Origin of the sequence: Paraburkholderia fungorum (genome assembly GCF_046027605.1) — a bacterium.
In the GTDB taxonomy this organism is placed as follows: domain Bacteria; phylum Pseudomonadota; class Gammaproteobacteria; order Burkholderiales; family Burkholderiaceae; genus Paraburkholderia; species Paraburkholderia fungorum_F.
On record NZ_JAQQEF010000001.1, the window covers coordinates 231,042 to 249,019 of the forward strand.

The 17,978-nt window shown below is 64.9% G+C and carries 5 protein-coding genes; all 5 read right to left on the reverse strand.

What is annotated here, in order from left to right; all coding sequences use genetic code 11:
* Nucleotides 1–150 precede the first annotated feature (150 nt).
* Nucleotides 151–993 carry a formyl transferase gene (locus PQR53_RS01015; RefSeq protein WP_408450686.1) on the reverse strand — a complete coding sequence of 281 codons (843 nt, stop codon included), beginning with the start codon at nt 991–993 and terminating at the stop codon, nt 151–153.
* A 20-nt stretch (nt 994–1,013) separates the two neighbouring features.
* The gene (locus tag PQR53_RS01020) at nt 1,014–1,148 is read right to left on the reverse strand and encodes a hypothetical protein (protein ID WP_408450688.1); all 135 of its coding nucleotides are present in this window, start codon (nt 1,146–1,148) and stop codon (nt 1,014–1,016) included.
* Nucleotides 1,149–1,193: 45 nt separating this feature from the next.
* Nucleotides 1,194–2,570, reverse strand: coding sequence for a lysine N(6)-hydroxylase/L-ornithine N(5)-oxygenase family protein (locus PQR53_RS01025; protein WP_408450690.1), 1,377 nt, complete (start codon nt 2,568–2,570; stop codon nt 1,194–1,196).
* Between the two features lie 78 nt (nt 2,571–2,648).
* Entirely contained in the window at nt 2,649–7,787 is a 5,139-nt protein-coding gene (locus PQR53_RS01030) for a non-ribosomal peptide synthetase (protein ID WP_408450692.1), read from the reverse strand.
* Between the two features lie 62 nt (nt 7,788–7,849).
* Nucleotides 7,850–17,881, reverse strand: a complete 10,032-nt coding sequence (locus PQR53_RS01035; RefSeq protein WP_408450694.1) for a non-ribosomal peptide synthetase — start codon at nt 17,879–17,881, stop codon at nt 7,850–7,852.
* Nucleotides 17,882–17,978: the final 97 nt, after the last annotated feature.

A 17,978-nucleotide genomic window follows, 5' to 3' on the forward strand; every position in this document is an offset into this window, starting at 1 on the left:
AGCGGCTTTCTTTGCTTATCTTTCTTTGCCGCGGCAAAGAAAGTAAGTGCCGCCCCGCACAGGGGCGACGCTAATACACCAATAACAAATCAAGGAAAGGCCAACACCGCAAGCACAGAGAAAAGCAAGCCTCGAACAAGCAAAAAAATCTCAAACCTCAACCTGGACCCCATGTCCAGCCAACATACCCAACCCTTCCCGCAACGCAGGAAACAGGCTGCGATTAAAATTATTCCACCGCAATTCAAGAATCGTATCGTCCTTATCAATCTGGGTGTTCAGCACATCATGAATCACCTCACCCGAATCGATTCCATTATCAACATAATGAAACGACGCTCCGGTGAGAAAAAGCGGCTCAACGTCGACGGTTTCCATCGTCCTCCAGTCCACCACCTTCTTCCCTCTTGCCCCATACAAAGCATCGAGCGTCGCATACGCACCTCGCCGCTCATAAGGCGATTCCGCGTGAGTCACGCCCGGATGAATATTCACAATCTTGCGATAGAACGGCGCGCCTGGCCGAACCAACTCATCGAGGATGATCAACAACCCGTCCAGCAAGACGACATCGGCCTTAAGCTGAAGAAGCGTCTCAAGCAACTGCTTTTCAAACCGGCTCTTGCCAGCCCCACGCCCAACCGCGCCCAGCGGCTCCCGCCGATACTCAGAAGGAATAGCCAGCAACAGATCATTGACAGGCCTCCCCTGCACTCGCAAACCCGGCGGATAGAACCAACGCTTACCGGGCTCATATGAAAACCCATACTCCTTCAGCTTCTCGCGATCCAAAGCCGAGCCCGCATCATCGTCATAGATCACTTTCTCCAAAGAATAGAGCTCGCCAAGCTCAGTATCGTTGAGCGCCTCGACCAGCGATTCCAGCACGGACTTCATATACCGCGTGCCGCTCTTATAAGCGACATCTTGCCCCGCTTTATCAGCTGCGGCATTTCTAAGCGACCAGATATAAACAAGTTTTTTCTTCGACATAGTTTGGCTCCGAATGAGCATCAGTAGTTGCGATAGATAAGCGCCGCTGGTTGCGTCACGTGCTGCGCCTCTGCATAACCCGCTGCCGCCGCGTAAAACGCCACGCTTGCCGCAGCGGCGATCGCATGCCGACGCGTGCTTGTTGCCCACTCCATCTCTCAGTGCCCCAGGTTGCCTTTCGGCCAGGCGGCCACGTTTTATCAAAGAGCGAAGGCCAAGCGGCCCTTGCTCGTCCCGCTTTGTTCCTGTGTGGTGCGGCTGGCCGACCGGTCTTGTGAGGTGTGCCCCGCGAGCGACGCGGCGATTTCGTCGGAGCGCAACGCGAGAACCGACAGCAGCGTGTCGGACAACCCGTGGCTGTCTTCACAGCAGCCTTGCAGGTAAATGCGTGGTTTGAAACTCGTGGGGGTGGCGAGGCGGTAATCGCGTTCGACGTTGCCCTCCGCGAGCGCATCGCCCAGATGCGGCGCGAGGCCTTCGAGCAAGTCGAAATGCGTGTCGCGGCGATACCCCGTCGCCAGCACGAGCGCATCGAATTGCTCGGCACGTGCATGACCGCTGAGGCGGTCGCGCAGCGTGAGTTCTATCTGAGCGCCGGCCGTGCGCACCGCCGTCTCGATGCCCGTGTTGGCCAGCAGCCGATGGCGCGGCTCTGCCGCAACGTTCTGCATGTAGAGCATTTCGTAGATCTGCTCGATCAGCGGACGGTCGACCACCGCATAGTTGGTATCGCGAAAGCGCTCAATCAGCGAACGGCGGCCGTCTCTCGGCTGCGCGTAGACGACATCGGTAAAAGCCGGGCTGAAGATCTCGTTGACGAACGGGCTGTCGTCGGCGGGCTTGAGCGCGCTCGAACGGATCACGAGACTCGCGTCGACATGCGGATAGCGCCGCGTCAGATCGACGAACACTTCCGCCGCGCTCTGCCCCCCGCCGATCACAGCGACGCGCTTACGCGGGCCGTCGACACGACCCACCACGCGATCGATCGAGGTCAGATACTTCGACGAATGCACGATATTGTGCGAACCGAGTGCGGTGAACGCCTCCGGCACCTGCGCACCGCCGCCGATGCCGACCGACAGCGCGCGCGTCACGCGCTGCCACTCGCGGCCCTCTTCATCGCGCGAAAACACGCGTAGCGCTTCGACCTCGTTTGCGTGACCGGTGGCCTTGACCGCTTCGATGCCGGTCACCGTCTGACCGTAATGCACGCGCTCGTCGAACGCCGCGGCGACCCAGCTCAGGTAATCGTGAAATTCGACGCGCGTCGGATAGAAACTCTTCAAATTCACGAAATCCGCCAGACGTCCCCGCTCGAACAGATAGTTGATGAACGTGAAACGGCTCTTCGGATCGCGTAACGTGACGAGATCCTTGAGAAAGGAAATCTGCATCCGGCAGTCGTCGAGCAGCATGCCGCGATGCCACCCAAACGCCGGCTGGCGCTCGATAAAGCAATGCGTGAGCTCCGCGCAGTCCGCCTTGCCGGCCTCTTCCGCGAGGCGCACGGCAAGTGCCAGATTCGACGGCCCGAAGCCGATGCCGATCAGATCAAATACGGTGTCTCTGTGCATGTCGCAGGTCCTTATCGGTGTGAGCCGGCGCGCCGGATGCGCTGGCCGGAGAAAAATGTTTTTCGAGTTGCGCGGGCTTTATCCGGCATCGCGCAGCTCGGTAACCGCCGATGCCCTCGCAGCGATTCGTGCGCTCAGCCCGGCGAAGCTCGGCGCGGCGAATACATCGGCAATCGAAATGTCATGACCGGCTGCCAGCGCTGCGTCGACAAAGCGCACGATGTCGAACGAGGTCGCGCCGGCTTCGAATAGATCGTCGTGATGCGCAGGCGTGTTGCCTTCGAAGAGATCGCTCCAGATACGTTCGAGCGCCTTTGTGAGCTGGATCGCTTCATCGTGAAGCGCGCCGGGGCGGTTCATGTCAACAACATCGCTGGGCGTTGCAAGTGCGAAGCGCGCCGGCGGCGCGCCGAGTGCTTCATGCGGGGCGTCGACAAATTGCTGCACCACCTCCAGATAGTCGGCGCTCAACGCCTCGACGAACCGGCCGTCGACCAGTTCGTCCGCATACGAGAACGCACCCGTCACGCGCCCATCCGCGTGTTCGACCACGTCGAGTTCCAGTTCGAACACGACGCGATGCCGCACGTCATTGAAATCGTCGAGCGTGAGACCGTCCCAGTCGCGGCCCGCTGTGCCGGCGGGCCGGAGATAGTTGAACATCACCGAGAAGAGCGGATTGCCGGGCTCCGGGCGCGGCGCACGCAATGCCGCCACTACGTCGGCGAAGGGCGTATCTGCGTGCGAATAGGCCGCGAGCGCCGAATCGCGAACTTCAGCGAGCAGCGTGGCGGGCGTGTGCGTTCTGGCGAGCCGGGTGCGCACGACCACCGCATTGATAAAGAGCCCAAGCGCGCGGCGTGCGGACTCGCCGGTCAATTCGCGCGTCGATGCGAGGACGCCGACCGGCTGATCGGTTACACCAGTCGCACGATAGAACGCGACGTTCAGCGCCGCGTGCAGCAACATCGGCAGCGTTGCGTGAACTTCGAGCGCCGTCGCGCGGGCGCCGCGCACCACGTCCGGCGCGAGTTCGAACGCGAGGCGGCCTGCGCTCCAGCATGGCGCCGTGGACCGGCCCGACGACGGCGCAGGTAAAACGTGCGCGGGTGCGCCGGACAGCGCGTCGCGCCAGAACGACAGACGCGCGCGCGACGCGGCGACCGGCAGGACCGGCGCATGCGCCACAGGCGAAGACGGGTTCGAAGCCGCCGGCGACGCACCGCGTGCGATCGCCACATAGATCGTGCGGACCTCGTCGAGCCACAGATCGATCGATTGCCCATCCGACACGATGTGATGCACAACCAGCGACAGCACATGATCGTGCTCGCCGAGACGCAATAGTCGCACGCGCCACAGCGGCGCATCGTCGAGCAGATCGAAGGGGGTCAGCGCATCGTCGTCGGTAAGCGTAACGGCCGCAGCCTCGCGGGCCGCTGCGTCGCTCGCTTCGAATGAGGACATTTCGATCACCGGCAGTTCGAACGGCACTGTCGCCGCGATCCGTTGTCCCGGCAATTGCCCTTCGCGTTTGACGAGCCGCGTGCGCAACGCCGGATGTCGCGCAGCGGCCACAGCAAACGCTTCACGCAATGCATCGACGTCGAGCGGCCCATGCAAACGCAGCGCGACAGGAATGTTGTAGGCCGCGCTGTCTGGCTGTGCGCGCCACAAGAACCACAGGCTCAATTGCGCCGCGGACAAAGGCAACACGCCTTGTGCATCGGCAGACACGCGCGGATTCGCCGCTCCGCTCACGAACCCGGACTGCGACCCCGACTCGACATCCGCTTCGACCACCGCGTCACTCCGCGCCGCCGCCATCACGCGCTGCGCATACTGAGCGAGGATCGGCGCTTCGAAAAGCGAGCGCACCGGCACATCCCGTCCGAGCCGCTCGGCTACGCGCGTCGCCACCCGCACGGCCGCGAGCGAATGTCCACCGAGTTCGAAGAAATGATCGCCACGACCGACCCGCTCCACGCCCAGTACTTCGCGGAAAATCGCGGCAAGCGCCGTTTCGAGGCCGGCCGCGGGCGCCTGATAGGCCCGCGCGACGCGCTGCGGCTCCGGCAAAGCAGCGCGGTCCACCTTGCTGTTCGCGTTGCGCGGCAGCGCATCGAGCACGACGATATGCGCGGGCACCATGTAATCGGGCAACGTATGACGTAAATGCGCGTCGAGCTCGGCGGCGTCCGCGCGCGTGTTGCGCCCGCGCGCTTCGGCACTCAACTCGACATACGCCACCAGGGCCGCTTGCGCTCCCTTGCCGTGCACGATCGCCACGGCCTCGCGCACATCGTGATGCGCGGCGAGCTGCGCCTCGATTTCGCCCAGCTCGATACGCAAGCCGCGCAGCTTCACCTGATGATCGACCCGGCCGATAAAATCGAACACGCCATCGGCGCGCCGCTTGACGAGGTCGCCCGTGCGATAGAGCCGTGCACCTCGTGCACCGAACGGATCCGGCACGAAGCGCTCGGCGGTGAGCGCGGGCCGGTCGAGATAACCGCGTGCGACGCCCACGCCCTCGCCGCCCAGATACAGCTCACCGATCACGCCGACCGGCAGCGGATTCAGGCGAGCGTCGAGCACATGGGCGGAGCGTGCGCCGACCAGCGTACCGATCGGCAGATAGGCGCTGTCGGCAAGTTTCGCGACATCGTCGGCCGGATAGAACATCCACAGCATCGGCGTGATGACCGTCTCGGTCGGCCCATAACCATTGACGATGCGCGCATCGGGAAACGCGCGGCGCAGCAGCGCGAAAGCTTCGCGCGAGGTCGCTTCGCCGCCCACCGTCAGCGAGCGCAAGGTCGGCGGCGCGCCGTGGGCAAGCGACCATTCGGCGAGCTGCGTCGCGCAACCGGGCGGCACGTAGGTCATCGTCACGCCTTCACGCACCATCATCCGGCAGGTTTGCGCGGGCGGCCATAACGTGTCGGCGGTAATGGCCACCGCGGCGCCGGACATGTACTGCGAGAACCAGCCTTCGTGGGCGCCGTCGAAATTGACCGACTGAAACAGCAGGAAGACATCGCTTTCACCCGCGCCGTAACGTTCGGCAATTGCCGCACAGTGCCGCGCGAACGACGCGTGATGGACCACGACGCCCTTCGGTTTGCCGGTCGAGCCCGATGTGTAGATCACATAGGCCGCCTGGTGTGGTGAGACGGTGGGCAAGATCGTCGACGAGGCCGACTCGGGCGGCGAACTCGGCGAACTGGGCGAGGTCAACGCGATTGACGCTGTCGACGCTACCGGCACTGCAGGCAAGGTCGGCAAGGTCGATGGATCATCATCCCGCGACGCCTCGTCGATCAGCCAGAAACGCAAGCGATCCGACGCCGGCAGCGCCGCCAGGCTGGCGCGTTCGGTGATGACATGCGTGATCTGCGCGTCATCGAGAATCTGTGCAAGGCGCTCGCGCGGATGGCTCGGGTCGAGCGGCACGAACGCGCCGCCGGACTTCAGCGCGGCAATCAGCCCGACCAGCAGATCGACCGAGCGGCCCAGCGCCACCCCGACACGCATCTCCGCGCTCACACCGGCTGCGACGAGTCGCTGCGCAAGCCGCGTGGCGCGCGTGTCCACTTCGCCGCGTGTGAGCGAGCTTTCGAGGTCAGCTACGCCACGCGCATCGGGCCGGGCGCGGGCATGCTCGGCCACGCGCTGATGCACCGGCCTGAAGGCTTCCTCAGGACTGGCCGCCGTGCAGTTCCACGCATCCAACTGCACACGCTCGGCTTCGGGCAACCATTGCAGATCGCCAACCGCGGTCCCAGGCGCCGCGGTCGCATTCGACAGCAGTTCGACAAAGCGGCCCGCGAGCCGCTCGAGCGCATCCGCGTCAAAGAGATCGAGCGCGTAGATGAGGTAGGCATCGATAGAACCGTCGTCACGTTCCTCGAAACTCAGCGTCAGATCGAACTTGGCGAACGGCGCGCCCGACGGCAACTCGGTCACCCGCACGTCGGCGAGTGAAGGCAAACGACGACGCGCGCCATAGGCCGCCATCACCTGAAACAGCGGATGGTGGCTTGCGCTGCGCACCACACCCAGCGCTTCAACCACCTGTTCGAACGGTACATCCTGATGCGACTGGGCGTCGATGAGCGTTTGCTGGGTCGCGTCGACCAGTGCGGCAAACGGTTGCGTGACGGGAACCGAGGTCGCGAGCGTCAACGTGTTCACGAAGAAACCGACGAGGCCGGCCACTTCCCCGCGCTCGCGATTCGCAGCGGGCACGCCGATCTGAATCTGCGCGTCACCCGATGAACGCGCGAGCACGGCGTTGAGCGCCGCGAGCAGCACGGCGAACGGCGTTGCGCGCTGCGCATTGGCGAGCGCTTTGACCTGCCGGACAAGCGCGGCGTCCAGCACGAACCGGTGCCGCCCACCACGCGCGCTCCGCTGGGCCGGACGCGGTGCGGCGCCTGGCAACATCAGCACGTCGCGGCTCGCATCCAGCCTGCCACGCCAGAATGCCAACTGCCGCTCACGCTCGCCCGCGTCGAGCCAACGGCGCTGCCACAGCGCGTAATCCGCGTACTGGATCGGCAGCGATGTCAGCGATACGGCTTCGTTCTTCGCATACGCGTGATAGAACGAGGCCAACTCGGTGAGTATCACGTCCGCGGACCAGCCGTCGGACACGATGTGATGCGTCGTCAACGCGAGCCAGTGAGTCGTCGCATCGAGCCGGATCAAATGCGCGCGCATCAGCGGACCGACCGACAGATCGAAGGCCTGCGCTTCATCCGCTTGTGCAATCGCGGCCGAGCGTGCCTCGCGCTGGTGCACGGGCAAGGTGCTCACGTCGCTCGCATGCCACGTGCAACGCGACGGCGCATGCACGGTCTGCAACACGCCATCCGCGCTCTCCGCGAACGTCGTGCGCAACGCTTCATGCCGCGCGATCAGCGCATCGCACGAAAGACGCAACGCATTCGCATCGAGCGCACCGTCCAGGCGCAGACGCTCGGTGATGTGATACGCCGCCGGCTCGTCGATCATGCGGGCATGCAGCCACAGGCGCGTTTGCGCGAACGAAGCCGGCACGCTGGCGGTCCGCTCGGCGCGCGGCGGAATCGGCAACACGCGAAAATCGATGCCGGCTGCGTCGAGCTTCGTGAGAAACGCTTTGCGCTGCGCGTCCGGCAAAAGCGCGAAGCGCGTCGCGAGGGAAAGCAGATCCGGTTTGGCTGTCGTCATGCGAGGTTGTCTCAGTTCTGGTGCTCAGTGCTGGTGGCGTAGTAGCGTGATGGCGTGCTCGCTTATTGCAGTTCGAATTCGCCGAGCAGTGCATCGATCGCGCTCGCGGTGTCGCCTCCGGCACCCGCGTCGCGCGCTGCCAACGCGCGATCGACCGCGGCGGCGCAGCGTTGCAGCGTGCGTTCGTCGAATAGCGTGCGCAGCGGCAGGATCAGCGCCCAATGCAGATTGGCCTGCGCGTTGGCCTGCGTCGCAAGCAGTGAGTGACCGCCCAAGGCGAAGAAGTCGTCATCGCGGCCGATCGCCTCCAGACGCAGCACGCGCTTCCAGATTTCGGCGAGTTCCCGCTCGGTATCGGTTTGCGGCGATGCCACCGCGCTCTTGCCGGAAGAAGGACCACGCACCGGAGCCGGCAGCACATGACGGTCACACTTGCCGTTCGGCGTGACAGGCAGCAGATCCAGCTCGATCAGTTGCGAAGGCACCATGTACACGGGCAATTGGGCACGCAGTGCAACGAGCAGGGCTTCCGTGTCGATCGTGTTGCCCACGCCTCGCGCGACGTAGCCGATCAGTTGCTCGTCACGCACCATCACCACCGCGTCGTGTACACCGCGTTCCGCCCGCAACAAGGCTTCGATTTCACCGGGTTCGATGCGCTGACCGCGCAGCTTCACTTGCGTATCGATACGGCCGAGATAATCGAGCGCACCGTCCGCGCGACGGCGCGCGAGGTCGCCGGTTCGATAAAGACGTGCGCCTTCAACGAAGGGATCGGGAACGAAGCGCTCCGCCGTCAATGCGGCACGGCCGAGATAGCCGCGCGCGAGTCCCACCCCGCCGAGATAGAGTTCGCCGATTGCCCCCGACGGCAGCGGCTGGAGCGCCGCATCGAGTACATGCAGTTGCAGATTCGCGATCGGATGGCCGATCGGCACGGACACTGTGTTGCTATCCCGTGCATCGCAACGCCAGTGCGAGACGTCGATGGCGGCTTCGGTCGGGCCATACAGGTTGTCGAGGCGCGCATGCGGCAAATGCCGCGCGACGCGCGCCACCAGTTCCGGCGCGAGCGCCTCGCCGCTTGCCACGATCCGCTCGATACTCGAGCAGCGGGCCGCGGCGTTGAAATCTTCCAGATGCGCAACGAACGCGGCGAGCATCGACGGCACGAAATGCAGCGTCGTGACGCGATGCGTTTCGATGGCCGCGACCAGACGTGTGGGATCGCGGTGATCGCCCGGCGCCGCAATCGCGAGTTTCGCGCCGACGGCGAGCGGCCAGACAAACTCCCATACCGACACGTCGAAGCCGAACGGCGTCTTGTGCAGCACGACGTCTTCAGCGTTCAGTCGATAGGCGTCCTGCATCCACGCGATCCGGTTCGCGAGCGCGCGATGCGTATTGCCGGCGCCCTTCGGTTTGCCGGTCGAACCCGACGTGTAGATCAGGTAAGCGAGTTGTTCGGGCGCGACCTCCACCGGTGCGGCGAGCGCAGCGTCGGCGCTGAGCAGTTCGTCGACGGTCAGAATCCGGACGTCGATGCTTTCGACCGCCGCCTCGACACGGCCGCGCAGATGCGGTTGCGTGAGTACGACCGCCGGGCTCGCGTCGGCGAGGAGATACGCAATCCGCTCGGCCGGATAGTCGGGATCGATCGGCAGATACGCCGCGCCCGCTTTCAACACGCCGATCAGCGCCACCACCATGTCGAACGAACGCTCGACGCATAACGCCACCGCCGTATCCGGCTGTACGCCTGCTTCGACGAGCGCGGCCGCGACCCGGTTCGCGTTTGCATCGAGCTCGCCGTAGCTCATCTGCTGCATGCGTCCTTGTGGGTCGACGAACTCGAGCGCGATTGCGTCGGGCGATGCGAGAGCAGCCTGCTCGAACTGCCGATGCAGCGACTGCTCTTGCGCCCGCGGCCAGGATTGGGTGGTCGCATTGGCGTTCGCCAGCGTGGCGAGATCGTCGGCGCCGGCGATCGAGATCGTGCCTAGCGATGCGTGCGGATCGGCGATCAAACCCGCCAGGCATGCAGCAAATGCGCGATGCAAGGCAGCCACGCGTGCTTCGTCGACTTGCGCGGTGTCATAGCCATAGTCGATCGTGAGCGTCGCGCCGACTTCGATCACGAGGGTCAGCGCGAAATCGGTCGCTTCGATATTGCGCAGGTCGCGCAGCTTGAGGGCGCGTTCGTCTCGTCCTTGCCAGGCTTCATCGACCGGGTAGTTTTCGAATACGACCAGCGTGTCGAACAGCGCGCCGCCACCTTGCCCCGCCCACTGCTGGATTTCGTAGAGCGGCGTATGCGCATGTTCCGCCGCGGCGGCATTGTCGCGCTGCAATTCCTGCAGCCATGCCGATGCACGGCGTTGCGGCAACGGCGCGGTAATGACCGGCAACGTGTTGATGAAAAGACCCAGCACGGTGTCGACATCGGGCAGCGCGTCAGGGCGGCCTGCCACGGTTGCGCCGAAGGCGACGGCGGTGTGATGCGTCATCCGTTGCAGGGCGAGCGCCCATGCGCCCTGCACCATCGTGTTGAGCGTGATCTTCAGACGGCGCGCGGTTTCGGTGAGACGTGCCGTTGTGTCCACGTCGAAGGATTCGCGGCGCGTCAGATGTTTGGCGATGCACTGGGTCTGGGAGGTGCGCTCATGGTCGCGTTCGCTGTCGTGCTCGTGCTCGTGCTCGTGAACGCGGTCATGTTCGCGCTCACGATCTGCCACCAGCGTCGGCTCGTCGATAAGCGCAAGCCGTTGCAGCCAGAACGCACGTTCGCCTTCCACATCCCGCGCCGCCAGCCACGCGATGAAATCGCGGTAGCGCGCTCTGGCAGGTGCGGCGAACGGTTGCGCACGCCGCGGCTCGATATAGTCGCGCAGCACGTCAGCGAAGAAACGCGCCGTGCTCCAGCCGTCGAGCAACAGATGATGACGGGTCCAGACGAGACGCCACACCTCATCCCCGATGCGGATCAACGCGACGCGCATCAAAGGCGGCGAGCTCAGATCGAAACCGCGCGCGCGGTCGTCCGTGAGCCACGTTTCGAAAGCATCGAGCGCACCCTCGCCTCGATCGCGCCAATCGAGAAGCTCGACCGGCATGCGCGCCTGACGATGCACGATCTGCATCGGCGTGGCTTCATCCGGCGTAAATCCTGTGCGCAGGATGTCGTGGCGTGTCACAGCGCCCTCGAATGCGGCGCGCAAACGCCCGACATCCGGGTCGATCAGCGTCGCGACCAGTTGATTCACATACGTCGATTGCTCGGGGGCGAACAGCGAGTGAAACAGAATGCCGTGCTGCATCGGCGAGAGCGGGTAGATATCGTCGATGGTGCGCAGATCGAGCGGCAAGCGCTCCAATGCCGCCTGCGTGAGACCTCCCGCGCGCGCGAGCGGATAGTCGCCAGGCGTCGCTCCGCCGCCACGTTGCGCGAGACGGGCCGCGCATGCGGCGGTCAACCCGGCGAGCGCGGATTCGAAACGCTGCGCAAGCGCTTCAATCGTCGCGCGCTCGAACTGCGTCGCGCCATACACCCAATGGATTCTCAGCGTGCGTGCGGCATCGCCGTCGACATACGCGTGAATCGCCAGCGCGTTGCCGATCGGCCCAGCGGGATCGCGCTCGCAGCCCACGCCGCCGAAACGCGGTACGAGCGCAGCCTCGCGCGGTGCATCGAACTGGCCGAGGTAGTTGAAAGTCACATGGGGCCGCGGCACGGCGGCGAGCGCCGCACGCGTCGCCGCATCGCCGTAGTGACGCAGCACACCGAAGCCGAGCCCCTTGTTCGGCACGGCGCGCAGCGTGTCCTTGACCCCGCCGAGCGTCGCCGCCGGCGTGCTTTCGACGCTGAACTGCACAGGATAGTGACTCGTCAACCAGCCTGGCGTGCGGCTCACGTCGACGTCGTCGAACAACGCCTCGCGGCCATGGCCTTCGAGCTCGATGCGGCAGCGAGGCATCCCGAGCGACTGCACCAACGCCGCGAGCAGCAATTCGATCATCTGCGTGCGGTAGGCCGCGTTTGCCTCGGTCAATGTGGCGCGCGTCAGATCGGCGTCGATCGTCTGGATGACGGATTGCGCGTCCGCGTTGGTCGCCCTGGCTTGCGGCTGGTCGAGCGGCAGGTCGTCGCAAGGCGCCGCGAGGGCGGTCCAATACGGCACTTCGGCGGCGAATGGGGAGTTCGTTGTGTCGGACGCCGCGCGAGCGAGCCGGGCCGCCCATTCCTGCGCGTTCGTGCCCGTCGATGCAACGCGTATCGTGCGACGCTCGCGCGCCGCACGATAGGCAGCATCGAGATCGTCCAGCAAGACACGCCACGACACGCCGTCGACGATCAAGTGATGAATCGCCAGATAAAGCTTTGTCGTCCCGTCCGGCAACAGCGCGGCGAGCGCGCAGACAAGGGGGCCGTACGTCAGATCAAGTGTGCTTTGCAACGCGTCGAACTGGGCAAGCGCGTCATGCTCGTCGCGCGCGGACGCAACGGCTAGCGGCAATGCATCGAACGCGCGCGCGGCGAACGTGAGCTGCCAATCTCCATGGGGACCGCTCGGGGCGAAACGGTGACGGAATATCTCGTGATGCGTCAACAGTGTTTCGAATGCGGCCGCAAAGGCATCAGCGTCGAACGGCGCCTGGGTCTCGAGTTCGATCGATTGATTCCAGTGACCACGCTGGGGGATATCCAGCGCGAAGAAGCGTAGTTGCGCTGGGGTGAGCATCGTGGCTTGCTCGAACGCTGCCTGCGATACCTGAGCGCTGGATGCGGGCGGCGCGGACTGCGCTTTCGATGCAACCGGTGCGGCCGATACGGCGGCATCTACCGTTGTTGCAACACAGGCGAGGAGTGCCAGCGTCGGCGCGTCGAATAACTGCTTCGGCGTAAAGCGCACACCGCGCTTACGTGAGCGCGCGATCACCTGTAACACCAGAATCGAATCGCCGCCCAACTCGAAGAAGTTATCGTCGCGGCCTACTCGCCCAGCCTTGAGCACTTCCTTCCAGACGGCGGCGAGCGCTTCTTCGGTCGCCCCTTGCGGCGCGTCACCTTCAGCGACAGATGGCATCGGCGTCGCAGCAAGCGCGCGCAATGCCGCTCGATCGACTTTGCCGTTCGCGGTCACCGGTAACGCGGCGACGATCAGCAACACGGCCGGCACCATGTAATCCGGCAAGCGCGAGATCAGCGCCGCGCGTAGTGCCGGTTCGTCGAGGCGTGCGCCGTTAGACGACGCAACGAACGATGCCAGGCGCAAACGTCCTTCATGCTCCACGGCAAGCGTCTCCGCCTGAGCGACGCCTGCGAGCGCGCGCAGCGCCGCACTGACCTCGCCAGGTTCGACACGATAACCGCGAATTTTCACCTGATCATCGAGCCGCCCAAGAAAATCCAGCCGACGATCGGCACGCAGCCGCACGCGATCGCCCGTTCTGTAAAGACGCTCACCCGGTGCGAACGGATGCGGGACGAAGCGCTCGGCGGTGGCAGCAGCGCGTTTCAGATAGCCGCGCGCGAGGCCCGGTCCGCCGAGGTAAAGTTCGCCAATTCCGCCGGGTGGCACGCTCGCGCCGTGGCTGTCGAGCACGCATGCGTATGCGTTCGGCAACGGCAGGCCTAGGGGGACGGTTTGTGCGGTTTGCGTGGATTGCGCGAATGGGGTGACCTGCGCGGACTCCGCAGCTTGCGCGGAATGCCACCCTCGCTCAGCGAGAACATCTGCCAAGCGCAATCCAGCTTGCGCGGGCGCCGATGTATCAAAGGTCAATGCACCAACCGTCGCCTCAGTCGGCCCGTAGTGATTAATGACACGGCACGCCGGTTTAAGCGCCGCGATCCGCGCGACCAGCGACCACGGCAGCGCCTCGCCGCCCGTCACCAACGCGTGCGTGGGCAACACGTCAGCCGGGTGCTGCGCGTCGAGCAGCGCATGCAGATGGCTCGGCACGATCTTCAAGACACCAACCTCGCGCGTGCGCATCTCATGCGCGAAGCGATCGGGATCGAACGCGCATTGGGCCGGCAACAGATGCAGCGTGCGGCCCGAGCAGAGCGCTCCGAATAGCGTCGTATGACCAAGGTCGGCGGCGACGGTGGAGACCATCGCCATCGAAGAGTCGGCAGCAAAGGCGAGTTCATCCAGCATGCCTTCGACGTAGTCAGCCAGCGCGCGATGCGAGATCACGACACCCTTGGGCACGCCGGTCGATCCTGAGGTGAAGATCAAATAGGCAGCCTGGTCGGGCAGCGGTGCCAGACGCGGAGCGTCGGTGGCGTGAACTTCCACGTTCGCCGCCGACTCCGCTTTCGCGTCGACTCCCTCACGCGCACTAGCGTCGGCACTCGTGCTCAAACTCGACGAGCACTGCATGAGCAAGTCGATATCGAGCGTCTTTGCAGCGCCTACCGCCTGGATGGCCTGCTGGCTGCCCGCAGTCAGCATCCAATGCGCGCCGCAGGCATCCACGGCAGCCGCCATGCGCTCGTGCGGCGCGACAGGATCGAGTGGCACCGCGTAAGCGCCGGACTTCATCACGCCGAGCACCGCAATCGCGAATCGCACCGAACGCTCGATACACACCACAACCGCTTGCTCCGCGCCAACTTTGCGTTGCTGCAACGCGAGCGCTATGCGCTCCGACGCATCGTCGAGTTCGGCGAAGGTGATCTGCGTGTCAGCGTCCGCAAGCGCGATGCGATGCGGCGTTTCACTCGCGCGACGCGCGAAAAGCGCGAGCACGGTGTCCGCCTCATGCTGAAGCACGCGCCCGTATCGCGCCGCGTCATACCCAACCCCATCCGCGCAATCGAGTTCAGCAATCGCTCTCTGCGGATCGCGCACCGCGTCGGCAACGAGCGCGCCATAACTATTGAGCCACGCCTGCGCGGTTGTTTCATCGAGACCGTCGAGCGCATACGCGGCCACCAGTTCGATCCCGCGCGAATCATCGGTGAAATCAAGCGCGAGATCGAAGCGCGCGGCGAGATCGAGCCCCGCAGACAGCCGCACCGACGCACCCGGCAATTCAGCCGTCAATGCCAGATCGAACTGCTGCGCGAACTTGACCTTCAGCCATTCTTCACCGCGCCGCACCGGCGGCTTGACGGCGTCGAGCACCTGATCGAACGGCACATCCTGATGCGCGAAAGCATCGAACGCCGAGCGGCGTACGTCGTCAAGCAATGCAGCGAACGATTGGTCTGGCGCCACGCGCGCGCGCAATGCCAGCGTGTTGAGAAACAGACCGACCAGGGGCGCGGTTTCCGCACGCTGCCGATGCGCAATCGGCGCGGCTACCACGATGTCGGTGGCGCCGCTCAACCGATAGAGCCACGCGTCGAAAGCGGCCAACAGCACGGTAAAGGGTGAGGCCTGCGCGCGCCGCGCGGTTTCGCGCACCGCGGCGGAGACGGCCTGCGGCAACCGCAATGCGAGCCGGCCGCCGCGATAGTCGCGTTGCGGCGAACGCGGCCGGTCGAGCGGCAATGGCAGCGGTTGCGGCGCGGCGCGCAACGCTTCGCGCCAATACGCGAGCTGTCGTTCGCCTTCGCCTGCGGCGAGCCAGTCGCGCTGCCATTGCGCATAGTCGGCGTATTGGACCGGCAGCGCGGGAAATTGCGGCGCACGTCCTGTCGCGAATGCCGTGTAGGCTGCCTGTAGTTCGTCGAAGGCGCAGCGCGAACTCCAGCCGTCGCTGATCGCATGATGGGTCGTCAACAGGAAGCGTTGCGCGTTGTTGGTCAGCGTGATCAGCGTGGCGCGCACCAGCGGACCATTCGACAGATCGAACGCCGCGCCGACGTGTTGCTCCGTCAACGCCGCGAGCCGCGACGCGCGCTCGGCCTCACTGCTGGTATGCAGTTCGATTTCGGCAATTCGCACGGGCAATTCAGCATAAATGCGCTGCATGACGATGCCATCGTCGTTTTCGACGAGCGTCGTGCGCCAGGCCTGTTGACGCTCGATCAGACAATCGAGCGCGCGTTGCAAGGTGGCGGGATCGAGCGCGCCCTGCACGTCCCATTGCACGGCAACGTGATACGCGGAGCCGGCGTCCTGTGTTTGCGCAAGGATCCAGAAGCGCTGCTGCGCGAATGAGGCAGCCCGGTCGACGAACGCGGCGGTTACCGGCCGCAATACCGTGATCTGCTGATGTCGCTCTACCGCGGTTTCCGTTTCGCTGTTGTCGATCAGCGCCGCGAGCATCTCGAGCGCTTGATCTTCGAACAAGGTATCAAGCCGCAGATTCACGCGCCATTCGATCCGGATCGCCGACTGCAACTGCATCGCCGCGAGCGAATCGCCGCCGCGCGAAAAGAATCGATCCGTGCGGCCGATCGGCGCGGGGTCGTTCAGGAGTGTTTGCCAGAGAGCGGCCAGGCGTTGCTCCGTGACGGTTTGCGGCGCGACATAGTCGGCCGCGGCCGCAACCGGCAGTGCTGCCACCGCATCGCGCAAAGCAGCGCGATCGAGCTTGCCGTTCAGCGTATAAGGCAGACGGGCAAAGCGCGCGAAGCGATGCGGCAGCCACGCCTGCGGCAAATGCGCGGCGAGGTGCGCCTGCAATGCGTTGTCGCTGGATGCTGTTTCGTCGCGGGACTCTTCACCGCATACGGCGCCGCCGCGTGTTGCATCGCCGCGCGCCACGTCGCCACGTAGCTGTCCGGCCACGCCCTCTTTCAGCACCACACAAGCAATCAGTTGCGTTCTGCCGCCCGTTGTCTCGGCCAGCACGCCGGCATCGGCGATTGCCGGATGCGTCAGCAAACATGCCGCGATCTCACCCGGTTCCACCCGCACGCCGCGCACCTGCACCTGATCGTCAATGCGGCCGAGATAGTCAAACGAGCCATCCCGGCGTTCACGCGCGAGATCGCCGGTGCGGTAGATCCGCTCACCCGGCGCGCCGTTTGCGTCCGGCAAAAAACGTTCGGCGGTCAGCGCCGCGCGGCCGTGATAACCCCGCGCGAGACACACGCCACCGAGCAGCAGTTCGCCCGGCTCACCGCGCCGCGCCGCGCCCTCAATTCGCGCCACCCGGCGCCCGATCGGCCAGCCGATCGGCAGCGACGCATAGCCGTTGCCCGCCTCCAGCGCCGCCGTCATGCCCGGATCGACCGGCCACAGCATCGGCGAAATCACTGCCTCGGTCGGCCCATAGCCATTGACGAGGCGGATCGACGGAAACACGCGGCGAATGTCGTCGAAGCTGTCCTGCGACATCGCTTCGCCGCCGAACAGCAGCACGCGCAGCGAAGGCGGTACGCCGAGCCGTTCGCAAACGTTGGCGAATTCGCGCAGATAAGCCGGCGGCAGCGTGGTATTGGTCACGCCCTCGCGCAGCATGAAGGCATGCGTGGCCTCCGGCGCAAACGGCGGCGGATCGCTGATCACCACACTGCCGCCCACCGCGAGCGGCACCAGCCATGCTTCGATCGACACATCGAAATTCACCGAGGCGAAATGCAACACGCGATCGCTGCCGTCGATCGGCAAGGATTCGGCGAGCGCGTCGCCATGCGCGGCGAGCGGTCCGTGTTCGACGGCCACTGCCTTCGGCGTGCCCGTCGAGCCGGACGTGTAGATCAGGTAAGCGGCCGCGCGCGGATGCACGGGCTCGTCGTCGCCATCGAAACGCGCTGCGTCTGCGTCTGCGTCTGCGTCTGCGTCTGTCAAAGCGACGCTTGCGACGTCGAAACATTGCGCGAAACGCGTGCGCATGGCCGCATCGGCGGACGCGTCGACAATGCCGTGCGCAAGTTCGGCATCCTGCGCAACCCAGTCGAGACGCGCCGCCGGATGACGCGGATCGAGCGCGACGAACACACCGCCCGCCTTCAGCACCGCCAGCAACGCGACGAACAGATCGCACGAACGCGCGACGCACACCCCCACGCGCACCTCCGTCGTGACGCCTGCTGCCCGCAGTTGTGCGGCAAGCCGCACGGCGCGGCTGTCCAACTCGCCGCGCGTCAGCCGCACGGTATGCGGCGTGAACGATGCAAGCGCGGGCGCATCGGGTTCGATGCGCGCCAAAGCGCGGATTCGATGGTGCAAGGCAATCGGGAAACTCGTCATGGGCGTGAAATCCGTTAGAACTGGCCGCGTCGGCCAAGTCGCAGGCCGCAACGGGCCGCTTCATTGGTGTGACGATCCGCAATCGCAAATCTTTACC